Raw genomic sequence first — 17,848 nt, 5'->3', positions numbered from 1 at the left:
GCTTGAGCATCCCGGAAGGGCCAAACGCCGGGAAGCCTGTTTCGCTCGCCCCCTTTCAGCGCCAGTTTATCGAGGGCGCGATGGCTGCCGACACCGCCAACGCCATTCTCAGCATTGGGCGCGGCAACGGCAAATCCGCGATCACGGCCGGGCTTGCGCTCGGCGGTCTCATCGGCGTCTGGGATCGCCAGCCACGACGCGAGATCGTTGCCGCTGCGCGGACCCGCGACCAGGGCCGCATTATCTGGGACTTTGTGGCAGGGTTCGCCGCAACCCTGCCGCTTGAGATCCAGCGCCGGCTGATCTACCGCCGCGCACCGCGTCTAGAAATCGAGTTTGAGGGCGATGGCGGCGGTCATGTGCTGCGGGTGATCGCTGCTGACGGCAAGTCTGCTCTGGGCGGCGCTCCGACGATGGCTATCCTGGACGAACGCGGGCACTGGGCGCTGGATCGCGGCGACGAGCTGGAACACGCCCTGCTGTCCGGTCTCGGCAAGCGCAAGGGCCGCGCCTTCCTGATCAGCACCAGCGCCAGCGACGACACGCACCCGTTTTCCCGGTGGATCGATGATCCGGCGCCGGGTTCCTACGTCCAGGAACACCGGCCCGCGCCTGGCCTGCCTGCCGACGACCAGGAGAGCCTTCTGATCGCAAATCCCGGTGCTCCTCATGGCATCGGCGGCGATCTGGAATGGCTTGAAGCGCAGGCGAAACGGGCGATCGCGCGCGGTGGATCCAGCTTGACCAGCTTCCGGCTCTACAACCGCAATGAGCGTGTTTCCGGAGAATCTCGGGATCTGCTGATCACCCTGGACGAATGGTTGGCCTGCGAGACCGAAGCCCTGCCGCCCCGCGAAGGCGGCGTTGTGATCGGGATTGACCTGGGCGGCTCTGCGTCAATGACGGCTGCTGCGTTCTACTGGCCTGACACCGGGCGGCTTGAGTGCCTGGGCACATTCCCGTCCATGCCCAGCCTTCTGGACCGAGGGCAATCGGACGGCGTCGCCCGCCGCTATGTCGAAATGCAGGATCGCGGCGAACTGAACGTTCTTGGCGACAAGACGGTGCCGGTTGCCCCATGGCTGACCGAGGTGATGCGCCATGTCGAGGGCCAGAACGTGATGGCAATCACGATGGACCGCTACAAGCAGGCCGAGCTGTCCGAGGCCCTGAACCGGGCCGGTGCCCGTGCGCCCTGCGTTTGGCGCGGGCAAGGCTTCAGGGATGGCGGCGAAGACTGCGAGCGGTTCCGACGCGCGGCCTTCGATGGGCAGGTGAAGGCCCGCCCGTCGCTGCTGTTGCGGTCTGCATTCGCGGATGCGGTCTGTCTGCGTGACCCGGCCAACAACCTCAAGCTGGCGAAAGCCAGATCGACAGGCCGCATCGACGCTGCGGCGGCATCCGTGCTGGCAGTGGCGCAAGGCGCGCGCGTGGCCGCCCAGCCCAAGGCGAAAGCGAGGCTGCTATGGGTGTGAGGCGCGATCATCACCGGTTTTCCAAGCGCGTGACCCGCACGAAACGCTGGCAGGTTCTGAGAATGGAGATCCTGGAACGCGACGGCTTTCGTTGCCGCCATTGCGGCTGCGGCGGCCGCTTGGAGGTCGACCACATCAAGCCGGTCCGGACCGATCCAGATTTGTCCTACGAGCCGACAAACCTGCAGGCGCTTTGTCCCGGCTGCCACACGAAGAAAACCCGAATCGAGTGCGGGCATCCCCCGCCCCGGCAAGATCTCAGCGATTGGCGGCTGGCCGTCGATTCCCTGGGCACCAAAGGCAAGAAACCCACTGAGCAGAAAGGATGACCCATGCTCACATCTAAGAAACTGGAACTGCGCCGGTCTGAAATCCGGCAATCCCTGGCCGAACTGGCCAACATTGAAAGCCCGTCTGCGGACGAGCTGCGCAAGATGGGCGATCTGGACACGGAGTACCGCGCCAAGGAAGCGCAGTACCGCGCCGCGCTCGTCTCCGAGGACGAGGAACGCCGCGAGGCGGGGGCCGATCTGGAAACGCGCACCGCTCAGGAATGGTCCGATCTGATGAGCGGCTTCGAGGTTCGCCAGGTCGCCATGGCCCTGGACCACGGCCACCAGATCGACGGCCGCACGGCGGAAGTCATCACCGAGCTTCGCGGCCATGGGGCCTATCAAGGCATCCCGATTCCGTGGGAAGCGCTTGAGGTGCGCGCCGGTGAAACCATCGCCAGCGGAACCCCGGACCCCATCCAGACCCGCCCGATCATCGATCGGCTGTTCCCCAATTCGGTTGCGTCGCAGATGGGCGCGCAGATGATCTCGATCGATCATGGCGAGATCGAATGGCCAGTGGTGACGCAAGGTGCATCCGTGGGCTGGCAGGCAAGCGAGACCGGCAGTGCCGGTGCTGCGCAAGCGTTCCAGACCACGGACAAGGCACTGGCCCCGAACCAGACGCTTGGGGTGCAGATGAAGATCACCCGCAAGACGCTGAAACAGTCCGGGGCCGCCCTGGAACAGGCCGTGCGCCGCGACATGAACAGCGCCATGGGTGTTGAGCTCGATCGCGTGGTGTTCCTCGGCTCCGGGGCGTCTGGCGAGCCTCTGGGCGTGATCACCGGCGCTGCGACCTACGGCATCACCAGCACGGCAATCGGCGCCACCGCGACCGAGGCGGCTTTCCGGGCTGCTGTCACCCGGTTCATCACCGGCAACGCAGCATCCGGGCCGGGGGCTGTCCGTGGTCTGGTACGTCCCGAGCTGTGGGACTTCATGGATGGCACGATCTGGGACGCAGGCAGCGGTATCACCGAATGGGACCGCCTTGCCGCGAAACTGAGTAGCCTGGTTCTGAGCCACAACGCGCTTGCAGATCCGACCGGCTCGCCGCTGGCATGCTCGGCATTGCTGACCACCAATGCGGGCGGGGTGGCTCCGATCTTCTGCGGGAGGTGGTCTGGCGTGGACATGATTCGCGATCAATACACAGATGCGGCTTCGGGTGGCCTGCGGCTGACGGCGCTTGCGACCATGGACGTGACTGTTGCGCGCCCGACGCAGTTGGAGCTGCTGACCGGACTGGAGCTGGCCTGATGCTTTGGGGCGCTCATGTCGGCAGCCTTGAGCTGCGCACCGAGGGCGGGGAAACCCGCCTTCGGGCTTCCTTTCCCTACGGCCGCGAAACCGTGCTGGCAGAACGCGTGGGCATGGGGCGTGAGCGTCGAGAGATGATCGCGGCCCGCGCCTTCGCCGATCGGCTGGATCGTGGGGAAGACGTGCATTTTCTGTCCGGTCACGACTTCAACAAACCGCTGGCATCCCGCGCGGCTGGCACCCTCATTCTTACCGAGACCGACGACGCGTTGACCGTTGAAGCGACGATCAGCGCGGACATGGGGCAAGTGTCCTATGTTCGGGACTTCCTCAGGGCGCATTCGGCAGGGCTGGTGCGTGGCCTGTCACCTGGCTTCCGGGTTCGACCTGGTGGCGAGACGGTGGAAGACCGCGGCAACGCAATCCTGCGCACGATCCGCGCGGCGGACCTGATCGAGATCAGCGCCGTGACCAAGCCCGCATACAGCCAGGCCCAGATCGAGGCCCGGAACTGGCAACCCGTTGGCGAAGTGGCGCAACGCGTTGTGCACCATCACGCCGCAACCCGTTGGAGGTAAGAATGCTTGGATGGCTCGCAAACAAGCTGCGCCCGATCGAGGCCCGTTCCAGTGGCTCGGGATACACCGCCCAGGTCATGGCCGCGCGGGACAGTCATATCAGCGGGCGGCGCGGCGTGGCCGAATTGACCGCTTCGGTGCAATCCTGTGTCAGCCTCTGGGAAGGTGGCTTCGCAATGGCAGACGTGGAAGGCACCGACCTTCTGACTCGGCAGGCGCTGGCCATGATCGCCAGATCCGTCGCCCTGAATGGTGAAGCGGTGCTTCTGGCAGGCAGCGCCGGGCTTGTGCCTGCGATCGACTGGGACGTGACCACGCGCGACGGCAAGCCCCGTGCTTATCGCCTGACCATCCCTGAGGCCGGGGGAGGCCGCACCGTTACCGCCCTTGCGGCCGAGGTGCTGCACCTGCGGATCGGCGCGGATCACACGACGCCATGGATCGGCACGGCCCCGTTGCGCCGCGCCAGCTTGACCGGGGCCATGCTGCACGCGGTTGAATCGGCCTTGGCCGAGACCTTCGAAAACGCCCCCATTGGCTCACTGATCGTGCCCTTGCCCGATAGTGGATCTGACGACATGGACCAGATGCGCACCGCGTTTCGCGGGCGGCGCGGATCGACGCTTGTGATCGAGGGCGTGGCCCAGGCGACGGCGGCGGGGATGAACCCCCAGATTGGCCAGAAGCCTGACCAGCTCAGCCCCGATCTGAGCAAGTCCATGACCCGAGAGACGCTTGACGCCGCACGAGAGGGCATCCTGGCAGCCTTTGGCGTCCTGCCTGCCCTGATGAACCGTGCGACCACCGGCCCCGTTGTACGCGAAGCACAGCGCCAGCTTGCCCTGTGGACGCTGCAACCCATTGCGGCGCTGTTGGCCGAAGAAGCGACGGACAAGCTGGGCAGCCCGGTCATGATCGACACGATCCGCCCCCTGCAAGCCTTCGATGCGGGCGGCCGTGCCCGCGCCTTGTCAGCAATCGTCAAGACCATGGCCGAAGCCAAGGATGCAGGCATCGCCCCGGCGGACCTGTCCGGCGCGATGCGCATGGTGGATTGGAGCGAATAGGGCAGGGTGCGCCCCGGAAACAATCGGGCCCGAAAGCACCTCGGATCAGTCGGTGAGTGCCGAATAACCCCGACAGCGCGCGGCCTTTACCTCCTAGGGGCGTGGCGCGCAAAAAAAATGGCCCCGAAGGGCGCACTTGATCGCGCATGAAATTTGCTGCAGGGTGCCCGTGGGCCTAGAAACCCGGACCGAGATAGCCGCGACACCTGACCAAGGTTTCCTACGTTGGCGCGTAGGGCGGCGAAATGCGTGAACGCTTGGCGGCGTTACGCTCCGACAGTTTATGTCGGGGTGGTGGCGTCATACAAGACCGCTTGCGGAAAATCGTCACGCCCGTCTCTCGGCGGGTTTCTAGCACCCCGGCGCCAGTCCGCCACTGGCACGGCCCTAGAAAGCCTCAACCGAGAGACTGAAACCATGTCCAACCAAATCTCCCGCCGCACCCTTCTGACCGCTGTGCCCGCATCCGGCGTAGCGCTGGCCCTACCGACCGATGCTCAAACCGCAACACCGATCCAGCGCCTTTATGAGCAATGGCTGGTTCTGTGGGATGAAGTCGAGAATCTCAGCGCCGACGATCAGATCGACAGAGCAACAGACCGGTTGATCGCCCTCGAAAACCAAATGATCGAACTACCCTCGCAATGCACGGCCGACCTTGCCGCGAAGATCGCCGCATACACGCGCTGGGGTGATTGCCCAGAGCTTCCACAGCCTGGCGGCCTGCTGTGGGAGGAGCTGCGAATGCAGATTGCAAGATCATAGCCCACCGCAACCGGCTTCGCGCCTTGGCTGTTCTGCCACGGATAGAATTGATATCCTGTTTCATTACATCTTGACCGCACCGTATCGAGATGGCATTTTAAAACCATGGCAAAACTGGCAGACCTCAAGAAATGGATGACGCAGACGCTGCGCGGCGATGACGCCCGCGCACGTTCGCTTGTGCAGGTCGGCCGAAAGGGGGGGGCATTTGCGACCGGGGGAAGGGGCAAAGGCTCGCCAGAAATGAAATCTTCCGACGCCACAAACGCCCTGATTCTGTCTCTCTACGACGGCCCCCCAACCAAGTGCGTTGCCGTGATCGAGGAAGTGGCCAGCCTGACGCCATTTTCCGTCGAGGTCGCCCCGAACGGCCCTCGCGAAGGCGGCATTTTGATCCTGTATGGCAGCGATATCGATGAGCAGGCTTTCCCGCGCCCTGCCTGCTTTGAGGTCTGGCCCGAAAACGCCTGGACTGCGATCGCGGCTGTTCTTTGCGCAGAAGATCGTCCGTATCATCTTGACTGCATCTCCTACTCGCTGAGCGACTGGGGACCGGAAATCTCCCTGACCATCCACGACCTTACGAAGGACGTGGAAACTGACCTTGAGTCGGAAACTGACTTCTTTCAATTCACCGTCTCTTATCGTCCGCCCGGCTTCACTCCGGGTGCCCAGACCGGCGGCAAGCACACGACGCATAGTCTGTCAGGGGACCAAATCGCCCGACTATATTGCCTCATCCGAGGCATCGACCCGGAGGCCGACTGATGGGCAATGCGAACCTGAATATCCGCGCCACCGAAAAACGGATGCCGCGACCACCGATCAAACCCGCACAGGAGGGCACGTAGATGCGCATTTGGACCGCAAAAGACCTTGCGCGTGACCTTGGATACAAGAATGCGACACCGGCCTTCTGGCGCTGGTGCGAGTCGAAAGGGCTTGAACCTCTGCACGACAAACCCTTCGCGTTCGACTACGACGCTGTGCGGCGTGTTCTGGGCTCGTTGTGATCCGGCCCGCCCAGTATGGCTAATGAACCGCGCCCCCAAACCCTAGCCCGCCAGAATGCGGTCGCCCTGATCCAAGCGGCTCGGGCGGCCGGATGGGTGCGCGCGCGTTTTGAACTCAAGCCCGATGGCACAACGGTTATTGACGCTTCGATGGCCGATCCTGACGGCCCCGACGACTTCCTGGCAAGCGATCTGAGGATGGGCAAATGACCAAACAGGGCCTGCCTAAGTACGTCTATCCGGATCGGGGTTATATCCGGTTCATCCGCCGGTCACGCGGTCAATCGGTAATGATGAAAGAGGAACCCGGAACGCCCGAGTTTTGGGATCACTACAAACGGTTGCTCAAGGGCCGCGAACCAGCTCCGACCAAACGCAACTTTGAGGCGCTGGTTCTAAGCTACTACGAAAGCGATGCGTTCAAGAAATTGAAGCCGCGCACGAAATCAGACTATCGGAAATACATCGGCCATATCCGCACGATCTGGGGCACGAAAGACCCTGCCAAGATCGAACCGCACCATGTCTACGAACTGCACCGCGCCAACGCCGAGCACTGGCGGCAAGCGAATTACCTGGTGCAAGTGATGGTGGTCCTGATGAACCACGCGCGGTTGATCGGATACCTCAAGAAAGAGCACGGCAATCCGGCCAAAGGCATTCCCCTCTTCAAGCAGAAAAGCGAGGGCTGGGAACCTTGGCCCGATGATATCCGGGCCGAGTTTGAAGCCGTGGCACCACCCCGTGCGCGGCTCGTCTATGAACTGTGCATCGGCACTGGCCAGCGGATCGGGGACGTTCTGAAAATCCGCTGGGGCCATATCAAGGACGGGGCATATGACTTCACTCAGGGCAAGACCGACAAGCCGCTTTGGATACCTTTGACGGATCGCCTCAAGGCACACCTGGGCACGGTCGAGAAAAAAGGCCTGACAGTCATCACGGACAAGGCTGGTCGCCCTGTGCGCTATCGGACGGTTGCCGAGGAGATGCGCAAGGTCAAGGCGACGATGAAGCACCCCGAAGCGACAAAGTACGTCACCCACGGGCTGCGCAAGAACGCGACAATCGAACTCTACCTAGCTGAATGTGACGACGAGATGGTGAAAGCCGTCACCGGACATTCCGGCGTCGAGATGCTCAAGAAATACGGAGGTCAGATCAGGCAACGGGAACTAGCAACGCGGGCGCAGGACGCGCGGAACCGCTTTGAACAGAACAGGAAGGAAACGTGAATGTTTCAACACCTGTTTCAAAAATCGAGCCAATGGAGACACGACATGACGCAAGTCATTGAAAATATTGGAGGCGAGTACCGGAATCGAACCGGTGTACACGGATTTGCAATCCGCTGCGTAACCACTCCGCCAACTCGCCGAACCGGTGTGCGGTGGCTATAGCCCACGTCGTATGGTCGCGCAAGGCGGTTTGCGAGGTTGCCCGCACCGGGCATCTGTGCGAAGCCGAACGGGACATGAAACTGAACGGCAGAGTCTGATCCATGCCCGATTTCACTTCCCGCCGGACGATGATGGTCGACACCCAGGTGCGCCCTTCGGACGTGACGAAATACCCGATCATCGACGCCATGCTGCGTGTCCCGCGCGAGGTTTTCGTGCCCGAAGCGCAGGTTGAAGCGGCCTATATGGGCAACAACATGGACCTGGGCGATGGTCGTGTGTTGCTGGAACCCCGGACCATGGCAAAGATGCTGGATGTCCTGAACATCCACCGCACCGATCTGGTTCTGGATCTTGGGTGTGCCTATGGCTACTCGGCGGCGCTGATCGCGCAACTGGCCGAGGCGGTGGTGGCCATCGAGGAAGACGAGGATCTGGCGCGTGAGGCTGAAAGTCGCCTGGCCGACCATGGGGTCGACAATGTGGCCGTGCTTCATGCCCCGCTGGCCGAAGGTGCGGCGAAACATGGCCCCTATGACGCCATTGTGGTAGAAGGGGGCGTGGAAACCGTGCCCGACGCGCTGCTGGACCAGTTGAAGGAAGGCGGCCGGATCGCGGCGGTTTTCATGGATGAGGCACTCGGCACCGTCAGGATCGGCTACAAGATCGATGGCACGGTGAACTGGCGCTATGATTTCAATGCCGGCGCTCCGGTCCTGCCGGGCTTTGCAAAGGCGGCGGAATTCGCGCTGTGATTTGACGTCGGGCCACGCCCGGGCGAGCAGGAGCAAACTGGTGAGACAGAAATTCTCGGGAAAGGCGCGTCTGGCAGCCGTGGTGCTGTCCGGCTTCATGGCGTTTCCGGCGCAGGCTGAAACCCTGACCGACGCGCTGGTGTCGGCCTATAACAACAGCGATCTTCTGGATCAGGCGCGGGCCGTGCTGCGGGCGGCGGATGAAGACGTTGCCTCGGCTGTGGCGGTCCTGCGTCCGACGCTGGACTACAGCATTCAGCGGGATTGGACCTTTCTGGACGATGACGCCATCCGTGGTGCGGACAGGGACGGGGCGGAAACGACCCTCGGGCTGACCTCCGAACTGGTGATCTACGAAGGGGGCCGCAACAAGCTGGCGATCGAGGCCGCGAAAGAGGCGGTTCTGGCCGCCCGCGAGGCCCTGCTGGTGCAGGAACAGGCGGTGCTGTTCGATGCGGTCGAAGCCTATCTGGAAGTGATCCGGGCCACGGAAACCGTGGACCTGCGCCGCAACAACGTGCGCGTCCTTCAGGAAGAAGTGCGGGCCGCCCGCGACCGGTTCGAGGTTGGCGAGGTCACCCGGACCGACGTGGCGCAAGCCCAGTCGCGTCTGGCCCAGTCGGACGCTGATCTGGTTTCGGCAGAAGGCGATCTGCAAACCGCGCGCGAAGACTACAACCTTCAGGTCGGGCGCTATCCCGGCCAGCTCGCGCCGCCACCGGCGTTGCCTTCCACGGCCTCTTCCATTGATGCGGCGCGCGAGATTGCCCTGCGCGCACATCCGGCGATCCTGCGCGCACAGCGGCTTGTGACCGTGGCCGAGATCAACGTGGCGCGCGCCGAGGCTGCCGTTCTGCCGTCGATCAGCGCCAATGCCAGCGTTGGCTACTCGGACTTCAGCCGGTTCTATCCGAACAACGGGCTGGAGCCTTCGGCCAGCATCGGCCTGTCTTTGCGCGGGCCGATCTATCGTGGCGGCGCCATCAACTCGGCTTTCCGCCGGGCGCAGGCGGACCGGGACAACCAGCGGTCCAGTCTGCTGCGCACCACCGCCGAGATTGACGAACAGGTGGGACGCGCCTGGGCCGTGCGCGATGTGGCGCGGGCCCGTCTGGTGGCCACCGACCGTCAGATCGAAGCGGCCCAGATCGCCTTTGACGGCACCCGCGAGGAAGCGACGCTTGGCGCGCGCACCACGCTGGACGTTCTGGACGCGGAACAGGAACTTCTGGACGCGCGCGGCGCCAAGATCGACGCGAACGCCTTGGAGCAACTTGCGGTCTATGGCCTGCTGGCCTCGATGGGGCGGCTGACCGTGGATGGGCTGGGGCTTCCGGTCACCGCCTATGACCCGTCGGTCTATTACAACGCGGTGCGCAACGCACCGTCCGTGGGCAGCGCACAGGGCATCCAGCTTGAGCGGGTTCTGAAAAGCATCGGCAAATACTGAACCCCTGCCGGCACTGATATGAAAGGCGCGTCGAGATCTCCGGCGCGCCTTTTTTCTGTTCAGGGCAGGGGGCTGGCCAGTGCGAGCAGCTTGTCGATGTCGAAATGGGTTTCCAGATGGGCGGCCAGATCGTCCAGCGCGGTCTCGACCCCGGCCTCGTAGTCATAGGAGCCGACCTGCAACCCCAGACCGTCGAAGAACGCCTGCCGGAAGGCATCGGCGCTGAACAGCCCGTGCAGGTAGCAGCCCCAGACCTGGCCATTGGCTGAGCACGCGCCCTCGGCGCGGCCCTCCAGATCCAGCCAGGCGTGGGCGCAGTCGGGGCCCTCTGTACGGCCAAGGTGGATCTCGTAGCCGTCCAGGGTGGTGCCAGAGGCGCTGTGCGTGGCCCTGACGCGGGCCAGCCGTTTTTCCGGGGCCATGACCGTCGAGACATCCAGCAGGCCCAGACCCTCTACGGCGCGGGCGCTGCCCTCGATCCCCTCGGGGTCATGGATGTGGCGGCCCAGCATCTGGTAGCCACCGCAGATGCCCAGCACCTTGCCGCCGCGCCGCAGATGCGCGGTCAGATCAATGTCCCAGCCCTGCGCGCGGAAGGCCTCCAGATCCGAGATCGTGGATTTGCTGCCGGGGATCAGCACCAGGTCGGCGTCGCCGGGCAGGGGCTGGCCGGGCTGGATCAGCCGCACGTCGATGCGCGGGTCGGCATTCAGCGGGTCGAGATCGTCGAAATTGGCGATGCGGGGCAGGCGCGGGACGGCGACCAAAATGCCGTCACCGGCATGGCTGCGAATGTCGAGGATATCCTCGGCCGGCAGGCGCCACGCGCCGTCGAACCACGGGATCACCCCCAGCGAGGGCCAGCCGGTGCGCGCCACGATCTCGGCCAGCCCGTCGTCGAACAACCTGGGATCGCCGCGGAACTTGTTGACGGCGCAGGCCTTGATGCGGGCGCGGTCGGGTTCGGGCAGGATCACATGGCTGCCGACCAACTGGGCGATGACGCCGCCGCGGTCGATGTCGCCCACCAGCACCACCGGCACCCCGGCGGCCTCGGCAAAGCCCATGTTGGCAATGTCGCCCGCGCGCAGGTTGATCTCGGCGGGGCTGCCCGCGCCCTCGATCAGCACGAGGTCGGCCTCGGCGGCGAGGCGGCGGAAACTGTCCAGTGTGGCCTGAAGCAATCGGGGTTTGAACTGTGCGTAGTCGCGGGCGCGCACGGTGCCGATGGCCTTGCCCTGCAACACCACCTGCGCGCCCCGGTCATGTTCGGGCTTCAGCAGTACCGGGTTCATGTCTACGCGCGGGGCCACGCCCGCAGCGCGCGCTTGCAGCGCCTGTGCCCGCCCGATCTCGCCCCCGTCCTCGGTGACAGCGGCGTTGTTGGACATGTTCTGTGGCTTGAACGGGCGCACCGTCAGGCCGCGTCGCAAGCAGGCCCGGGCCAGGCCGGCCACAAGCATGCTCTTGCCCACGTTCGAGCCGGTGCCCTGGATCATGATGGCGCGGGTCATGTCATGCGATCCTGTGCCCGAACAGAAAAACGCGCCCCTTGGGGCGCGCTGCAAACCGGCGGTGGGGCCGCGATCAGGCGGCTTCGGCCTGCTGGCGACGTTCGCTTTCCTCGCGCGACAGGGCGACCGATGTGCGGACGCCTTTGCCGACGAATTCCATCAGGCCCGAGACCACACGCTCGTTGGGGTCGATGCCGGCACAGCTGAGCACTTCGCGGCCGTCACGGGACCGCGCCCAGCGGGCAATCTGCTCGGGGCCATTGCCATACTTCTTGTCATCTGCAATCGCATCGTCCAGTGCGGCAAGCACCACGGCTGCGAACAATTTACGTGCACGGTTGCCTTGCTCGTGGCTGAACGCTGTGCTGTCTACGAATTCGCCCATGCGGGATCCTTATTCTTGCTCTTGCGTTTCCGGTCGTTTCTGGGGTGAGCCGCAATATGACCCTTTTGTCGTGATTCTGTAATGCTATCTGGCGATACCACCTATGCGCTCAGTGCATGGCTGTCGCCGCGTTTCCATGCTTCTCCGCGTCTTGATGGGGATCAGAGCCACAGATATAGGAGGGGGACATTTTTTTACAACCTCACCGACGAGGGCAGGCATGCCGAAAATCAACGGAAACGAAATCCGGCCCGGAAACGTGCTGGAGCATAACGGTGGCCTTTGGGCTGCGGTCAAGGTCGACCATGTGAAGCCGGGCAAGGGCGGCGCCTTCGCCCAGGTCGAGATGCGCAACCTGCGCAACGGCTCGAAACTGAACGAGCGCTTCCGCTCGGCGGACAAGGTCGAACGCGTCCGGCTGGAGCAGAAGGATCAGCAATTCCTGTATGAATCCGATGGGATGCTGGTTTTCATGGACACCGAAACCTACGAGCAGATCGAGCTTCCGGCCGATCTTCTGGGCGACCGGCGGCCGTTCCTGCAGGACGGCATGACCATCGTGGTGGAGTTCCATGAGAGCGAGGCGCTGAACGCCTCTCTGCCGCAAAAGGTCACCTGCAAGATCGTCGAGACCGAGCCGGTGGTGAAGGGTCAGACCGCCGCCAACAGCTTCAAGCCGGCGATTCTGGACAACGGCGTGAAGGTCATGGTGCCGCCTTTCGTGGGTCAGGATGAAGACATCGTGGTGAACACCGAAACCATGGAATACGCCGAACGCGCCTGAGCCACCCGTGCCAGACGACGTGACGTCACTTTCAGGGCCGTCCTTGCCGGGGCGGCCCTTTTGCTGCGCGCGCGACAACCGCGGCGGGCATTTCGCCGAAATTCCGGCGGAATTGCGACGATGATTCGGGGGGGACCCACATGCAAACAGGCGCGCTGCGGGGGCGGCGCGCCTGTTATTGTCGGGCCCAACACCCGGCAATCGAGCCTCAGACGTAGCGGTTGACGAGGTTTTCCAGAACTTCCTGCCGCCCCGACACGGGCCGCGGGTTGATGCCTTCGGCCAGAACGCGCGCGGTGATGCTGTCCAGATCGCTGTTCAGCATCGCGGCATTGTCGGGTTCGGACCACCCGGCGTAGCGGGCGGCGCGCGCTTCTTCCAGCTTGCCGTCCGCCAGCATGGCATGGGCGGCCTTCAGGCCGCGCGCACAGACGTCCATGGCGCCCGCGTGGGCGGCCACCAGGTCGGCGGGATCCAGCGACTGGCGGCGCAGCTTGGAGTCGAAGTTGGTGCCGCCGGTGGTGAAGCCGCCGGCCTTGAGGATCTCGTAATAGGCCAGCGCCACTTCCGGCACGTTGTTGGGGAACTGATCGGTGTCCCAGCCCGACTGATAGTCGTTCCGGTTCATGTCGATCGAGCCGAAGATGCCCAGCGAGGCCGCCATGGCCAGTTCATGTTCGAAGGAATGGCCCGCCAGGATCGCGTGCCCCTGTTCCAGGTTCATCTTCACTTCGTTTTCCAGCCCGTATTCCTTCAGCAGGCTGTAGACGGTGGCGGTGTCATAGTCGTACTGGTGCTTGCTGGGTTCCTGCGGCTTGGGTTCGACCAGGATCGCGCCCTTGAAGCCGATCTTGTGCTTGTAGTCGACGACCATCGACAGGAAGCGTCCGGCCTGTTCGCGCTCGCGCACCAGATCGGTGTTCAACAGGGTTTCATAGCCCTCGCGCCCGCCCCACAGCACATAGTTCTCGCCGCCCAGCTTCTGGGTGGCGTCCATGCAGGTCTTCACCGTCGCTGCCGAAAAGGCAAAAACATCCGGGTCCGGGTTGGTGGCCGCCCCGGACATGAAGCGGCGGTGCGAGAACAGGTTGGCGGTGCCCCACAACAGCTTCGGGCCGCCATCGGCCATCTTCTGGCCGATGTAGTCCACGATCTCTTCAAGGTTGCGGGTGTTCTCGGCGAAATCGGCGCCATCAGGGCGGATGTCGGCATCGTGGAAGCAGAAATAGGGCTGGCCGAGGATGGCGAACAACTCGAAAGCCGCATCGGCCTTCAGGCGCGCCAGATCCATGGTGTCGCCGAACCAGGGCCGCTCGAAGGTCTGGCCGCCGAAAGGGTCGACGCCGGGCCAGGCGAAACTGTGCCACCACGCGACGGCAAAGCGCAAATGCTCGGCCAGTGTCTTGTCGCCCAGCATTTCTTCGGGATTGTAGTGGTGATAGGCCAGCGGGTTGTCACTGTCCGGCCCTTCATAGGCGAGGGCCGAAATGCCGGCGAAAAAGTCGGTCATGAGAGATCCTTCAGAGCGGTATAGGTAGATTTGTAGCGAGCATGGGCCTGGGCAAAAGCCTCGCTCAATGCGGGAACCGGGTCGATGGTCGCGGCCAGCCGGGGTGGGGTGGCCACCTCGGCCCCGGCTCCGGTGGCGGCCATCAGGCCCAGGCGGGCGGCGCCAAATGCGGCGCCATAGTCGCCGGCCTCGGGGATCGAAACCGGTTGGCCCAGCACAGTGGCGATCATCTCCAGCCAGTGGCGCGAGCGGCTGCCCCCGCCCACGGCCACCAGGCTGTCGATGCGCGTTCCCGTTGCCGAAAGCGCGTCATGGCAATCTTTCAGCGCGAAGCTGACGCCCTCCAGCACCGCGCGGGTTCCGGCGGTGCGGTCGGTGTCATGGGCCAGCCCCACCAGCGCGCCGCGCACGCGGGCATCGTTATGCGGGGTGCGTTCACCGCCCAGATAAGGCAGGAACAGCGCCCGTCCGGGGGCCTGCAGCGCGCCCAGATTGCCGGTCAGTTCGGCCGGATCAGCCCCGACCAGACCGGCATACCAGTTCAGGCTGTCGGTGGCCGACAGGATCACGCCCATTTGGTGCCACAGCTTCGGCAAAGCGTGACAGAAGGTGTGCACGGAGCTTCCCGCATCCGGGGAATAGCTGTCGGAGGCCGCGAACAGCACGCCCGAGGTGCCAAGGGACACAAACGCCTGTCCGGCCTTCACCACGCCCACGCCCACGGCCGAGGCTGCATTGTCGCCACCGCCGCCGCCCACGATCACATCGCGGGCCAGACCCCAACGCGCGGCAATCTCGGGCCGCAACACGCCAGTGGGGGCAGAGCCTTCGGCCAGATCCGGCATGTGGTCGCGCGTCAGCCCGCAGGCGGCCAGCAGGGCATCCGACCAGTCGCGCTTGCCGGGATCCAGCCACGCCGTGCCGGCAGCATCGGACAGGTCTGACACATGATTGCCGGTCAGCCACAGCCGCAGGTAGTCCTTGGGCAGCAGAACCCGCGCCAGCTTGGCGCGGATCTCGGACTCGTTGGCCTCCACCCAGAGGATCTTGGGGGCGGTGAAACCGGGGAACACGATATTGCCCGACTGTGCCCGGAAGACCGGGTTGGCATCCAGTTGGGCGGCTTCCGCATGGGCGCGGGTGTCGTTCCACAGGATGCAGTTGCGCAGCACGTTGTCGGACTTGTCCAGCAGGGTCGCCCCGTGCATCTGGCCCGACAGCCCAATGCCGCGCAGCCCCTTCAGGCTGCCGCGCGCCGCCAGCATGTCCATCACCGTCGAGGCGGCGCTGATCCAGTCGGCCGGGCGCTGTTCGGACCAGCCGGGATGCGGGCGCAGCACCTCCAGCGGGGCCGTGGCTTCGTCCACCAGTTGCTGCTTGTCATCCACTACCAGCGCCTTGATGCCCGAGGTGCCCAGATCCAATCCAAGATACATCACGCGGCCCTTTTCGGGTTCTTGCCGAGGATGATCATGCTCAGGATATCGTCTTCGGTGACATCCTCGACCCTTTCGGTGCCCACCAGCTTGCCGTTCTTCATGACCGAGACGCGGTCGCACAACTCCATCATCTCGTGGGTGTCGTGCGAGATCAAGAAGATGCCCAGACCCTGGTTCTTCAACTCCTGGATAAGTTCCGCGACCATGGCGGTTTCATGGACGCCAAGGGCGGCGGTGGGTTCGTCCATGATCAGGATGCGGGCGTTGAAATAGACCGCCCGCGCAATGGCCACCGATTGCCGCTGACCGCCCGACAGGGCCGAGACCGGTTCCTTCAGCTTCTGGAAGTTGGGGTTGAGCCGCGCCATGATCTTGCGCGTCTCGGATTCCATCTTGGCGTCGTTCAGCAGGCCCGTCGCGGTGACGATCTCGCGCCCCAGGAACAGGTTGGCCGAAGCGTCCAGGTTGTCGGCCAGCGCCAGCGTCTGATAGATCGTTTCGATATTGAAGCGTCGCGCGTCGCGGGGGCTTTCGATCCGGGCCCTTTCGCCGGCGATGCGGATCTCTCCGCTGTCGGCCTTGTAGGCCCCCGAGAGCATCTTGATCAGCGTCGACTTGCCAGCGCCGTTGTGACCCAGCAGGCCCACCACTTCACCGGGATACAGATCGATGGAGACGTGATCCACCGCCTGCACCCCGCCGAACGAGATGCACATGTCGGTCATTTCTACGAGAGGAGTCGCCATCATTTGCCTCCGGTGCGCTTGCGATAGATGATGTCCACGAGGACGGCGAGCACCAGGACAGAGCCCACGACGATGTTCTGGAATGGCGCGTCGACGCCGACCATGGCCATGCCCGATTGCAACGACTGCATGATGAGTGCGCCGAGGATGGCGCCATGAATGGTGCCGATGCCGCCGGACAAGGCGGTGCCGCCGATGACCGCCGCCGCGATGACGCGCAGTTCGTCCAGCGTGCCGATGTCGTTGGAGTGGTTGGCCAGACGGGCCGAGGCCACCACCGCCGAGATCGCACACAGCACCCCGACCATGGTGAAGATCTTCACGGTCAGCAGGCGGGTATTGATGCCCGACAGTTCCGCTGCATCCGGGTTGCCGCCGGTGGCGAAGATATAGCGGCCCAGCCGGGTGCGCTTGGCGATGATGGTCATGATCACGGCAATGCCGATCAGCAGCAGCACCGAGATCGGCAGGCCATAGGCTTCGGTATAGCCCTCGGGCATGACCTCGCCGCGGGCTTCGAACATGCGGGCAAGGCGGCGCTCGGGCACCTCATACGAATTCAGGATCGCGATGAACCCGAGGATGCCGGTGGCGATCAGGGCCGACAGCACGGTTTCGGCCCAGACCGGTTTCACCGGCTGCTCATGCGCCACCTTGGCGCGGCGTGCGTTCCACAGGCCGGCGATGGCGGCTGCGGTGGCGGCAAACCCGATGATCCACGAGGTCGTGGTGCCCAGCGTGCCGTTGATGCCGCCGAACGCCATGAAGGTCGGGTCCAGCGGGCCGATGGTCTGGCCGCTGGTGATGTACCAGGCGACGTTGCGCCAGACCAGCAGGCCGCCCAGGGTCACGATGAAGGCGGGAATGGCCAGATAGCCGATCATCCAGCCGTGGAAGGCCCCGATCAGCGCGCCGGTCAGGATACCGACGGCGATGGCGATCCAGGGGATCAGCGGATGGCCCAGTTCCAGGCCCAGGGCATTGGGCAGCAGCGCGGTCTGGGTCATGGCCATCACCGCGGAACAGGTGGCCAGCACCGAGCCGACGCTCAGGTCGATGTGGCGGGTGACGATCACGAAAACCATGCCGGTGGCCATGATGGCCACGGAAACGGTCTGGATGGTCAGATTGAAGATGTTGCGCGGGGTCAGGAAGCGTCCATCGGTCAGGACGTTGAAAACCAGACAGACAACGACGAAGGCGCCGATCATGCCAAGCAGACGCGTATCAAGCTCCAGCGTCTTGGCAATGTTCCGTTTGGCCGCCGGGGGTGCGGTCGTGGTATCGGACATGGGATTGGACTCCGGTTACGGAAGGTCGGGACGAGGCGCGATTGGGCCTGATCGGAGGGGGCCGTGCCCGTGCATTGGCA

19 protein-coding genes and 1 tRNA gene are annotated in these 17,848 nt (G+C 64.2%); 13 read left to right on the top strand and 7 right to left on the bottom strand.

Annotation, left to right across the window (positions count from 1 at the left end):
• The first annotated feature begins 80 nt into the window (after positions 1 to 80).
• From ACP15K_RS12415 to ACP15K_RS12370, 10 genes are all read left to right on the top strand, one after another.
• The gene (locus ACP15K_RS12415; protein WP_424990651.1) at positions 81 to 1,475 is read left to right on the top strand and encodes a terminase TerL endonuclease subunit; all 1,395 of its coding nucleotides are present in this window, start codon (positions 81 to 83) and stop codon (positions 1,473 to 1,475) included.
• Between the two features lie 62 nt (positions 1,476 to 1,537).
• Positions 1,538 to 1,804: an HNH endonuclease gene (locus ACP15K_RS12410; protein WP_424990650.1), complete on the top strand. Its 267-nt coding sequence runs from the start codon at positions 1,538 to 1,540 to the stop codon at positions 1,802 to 1,804.
• A gap of 3 nt (positions 1,805 to 1,807) precedes the next feature.
• Positions 1,808 to 3,070 carry a phage major capsid protein gene (locus ACP15K_RS12405; protein WP_424990649.1) on the top strand — a complete coding sequence of 421 codons (1,263 nt, stop codon included), beginning with the start codon at positions 1,808 to 1,810 and terminating at the stop codon, positions 3,068 to 3,070.
• Positions 3,070 to 3,648 (top strand): HK97 family phage prohead protease, encoded by a 579-nt coding sequence (locus ACP15K_RS12400; protein WP_424990648.1) that lies wholly within the window; start codon positions 3,070 to 3,072, stop codon positions 3,646 to 3,648. Before ACP15K_RS12405 ends, ACP15K_RS12400 begins: the two co-directional genes overlap by 1 nt.
• Before the next feature lie 2 nt (positions 3,649 to 3,650).
• Positions 3,651 to 4,715: a phage portal protein gene (locus tag ACP15K_RS12395; RefSeq protein ID WP_424990647.1), complete on the top strand. Its 1,065-nt coding sequence runs from the start codon at positions 3,651 to 3,653 to the stop codon at positions 4,713 to 4,715.
• 417 nt (positions 4,716 to 5,132) lie between these two features.
• Positions 5,133 to 5,480: a hypothetical protein gene (locus ACP15K_RS12390; RefSeq protein WP_424990646.1), complete on the top strand. Its 348-nt coding sequence runs from the start codon at positions 5,133 to 5,135 to the stop codon at positions 5,478 to 5,480.
• A gap of 105 nt (positions 5,481 to 5,585) precedes the next feature.
• On the top strand, positions 5,586 to 6,248 hold the full coding sequence (locus ACP15K_RS12385; protein WP_424990645.1) for a hypothetical protein: 663 nt from the start codon (positions 5,586 to 5,588) through the stop codon (positions 6,246 to 6,248).
• Between the two features lie 83 nt (positions 6,249 to 6,331).
• The gene (locus ACP15K_RS12380) at positions 6,332 to 6,493 is read left to right on the top strand and encodes a hypothetical protein (RefSeq protein ID WP_424990644.1); all 162 of its coding nucleotides are present in this window, start codon (positions 6,332 to 6,334) and stop codon (positions 6,491 to 6,493) included.
• A 15-nt stretch (positions 6,494 to 6,508) separates the two neighbouring features.
• The gene (locus ACP15K_RS12375; protein WP_424990643.1) at positions 6,509 to 6,703 is read left to right on the top strand and encodes a hypothetical protein; all 195 of its coding nucleotides are present in this window, start codon (positions 6,509 to 6,511) and stop codon (positions 6,701 to 6,703) included.
• The gene (locus tag ACP15K_RS12370) at positions 6,700 to 7,728 is read left to right on the top strand and encodes a site-specific integrase (protein ID WP_424990642.1); all 1,029 of its coding nucleotides are present in this window, start codon (positions 6,700 to 6,702) and stop codon (positions 7,726 to 7,728) included. Before ACP15K_RS12375 ends, ACP15K_RS12370 begins: the two co-directional genes overlap by 4 nt.
• Before the next feature lie 68 nt (positions 7,729 to 7,796).
• Here ACP15K_RS12370 and ACP15K_RS12365 read toward each other — a convergent pair.
• Positions 7,797 to 7,870 (bottom strand) — tRNA-Cys (locus ACP15K_RS12365).
• A 124-nt stretch (positions 7,871 to 7,994) separates the two neighbouring features.
• Here ACP15K_RS12365 and ACP15K_RS12360 point away from each other — a divergent pair.
• Positions 7,995 to 8,648: a protein-L-isoaspartate O-methyltransferase family protein gene (locus ACP15K_RS12360; RefSeq protein WP_193142610.1), complete on the top strand. Its 654-nt coding sequence runs from the start codon at positions 7,995 to 7,997 to the stop codon at positions 8,646 to 8,648.
• Positions 8,649 to 8,688: 40 nt separating this feature from the next.
• The gene (locus ACP15K_RS12355) at positions 8,689 to 10,098 is read left to right on the top strand and encodes a TolC family outer membrane protein (protein ID WP_319022488.1); all 1,410 of its coding nucleotides are present in this window, start codon (positions 8,689 to 8,691) and stop codon (positions 10,096 to 10,098) included.
• Between the two features lie 59 nt (positions 10,099 to 10,157).
• On the opposite strand, the gene ACP15K_RS12350 is transcribed toward ACP15K_RS12355, so the two are convergent.
• Both ACP15K_RS12350 and ACP15K_RS12345 read right to left on the bottom strand, forming a co-directional pair.
• Positions 10,158 to 11,612: a cobyric acid synthase gene (locus ACP15K_RS12350; RefSeq protein WP_193142609.1), complete on the bottom strand. Its 1,455-nt coding sequence runs from the start codon at positions 11,610 to 11,612 to the stop codon at positions 10,158 to 10,160.
• Positions 11,613 to 11,685: 73 nt separating this feature from the next.
• The gene (locus tag ACP15K_RS12345) at positions 11,686 to 11,997 is read right to left on the bottom strand and encodes a DUF6280 family protein (RefSeq protein ID WP_193142608.1); all 312 of its coding nucleotides are present in this window, start codon (positions 11,995 to 11,997) and stop codon (positions 11,686 to 11,688) included.
• Between the two features lie 220 nt (positions 11,998 to 12,217).
• Here ACP15K_RS12345 and efp point away from each other — a divergent pair, with 220 nt between their 5' ends.
• On the top strand, positions 12,218 to 12,781 hold the full coding sequence (gene efp, locus ACP15K_RS12340; RefSeq protein WP_193142607.1) for an elongation factor P: 564 nt from the start codon (positions 12,218 to 12,220) through the stop codon (positions 12,779 to 12,781).
• Between the two features lie 208 nt (positions 12,782 to 12,989).
• On the opposite strand, the gene xylA is transcribed toward efp, so the two are convergent.
• From xylA to ACP15K_RS12320, 4 genes are read right to left on the bottom strand one after another with little or no spacing between them, the layout of a single operon-like run.
• Positions 12,990 to 14,291, bottom strand: a complete 1,302-nt coding sequence (gene xylA / locus ACP15K_RS12335; RefSeq protein ID WP_193142606.1) for a xylose isomerase — start codon at positions 14,289 to 14,291, stop codon at positions 12,990 to 12,992.
• Complete coding sequence (xylB, locus tag ACP15K_RS12330) at positions 14,288 to 15,727, bottom strand: xylulokinase (RefSeq protein ID WP_424990641.1); 1,440 nt, start codon at positions 15,725 to 15,727, stop codon at positions 14,288 to 14,290. The genes xylA and xylB overlap by 4 nt, the downstream gene beginning before the upstream one ends.
• A complete protein-coding gene (locus tag ACP15K_RS12325) occupies positions 15,727 to 16,476 on the bottom strand; it encodes an ATP-binding cassette domain-containing protein (RefSeq protein ID WP_193142604.1) in 750 nt (249 codons plus the stop codon). Before ACP15K_RS12325 ends, xylB begins: the two co-directional genes overlap by 1 nt.
• Entirely contained in the window at positions 16,476 to 17,768 is a 1,293-nt protein-coding gene (locus tag ACP15K_RS12320) for a sugar ABC transporter permease (RefSeq protein ID WP_193142603.1), read from the bottom strand. Before ACP15K_RS12320 ends, ACP15K_RS12325 begins: the two co-directional genes overlap by 1 nt.
• Positions 17,769 to 17,848 lie beyond the last annotated feature (80 nt).

This window comes from Fluviibacterium sp. S390 (assembly GCF_049800695.1).
Lineage (GTDB): Bacteria > Pseudomonadota > Alphaproteobacteria > Rhodobacterales > Rhodobacteraceae > Meridianimarinicoccus.
The sequence above is the reverse complement of the archived record's forward strand: the minus strand, read 5'-3'. Positions and strand labels throughout refer to the sequence as shown.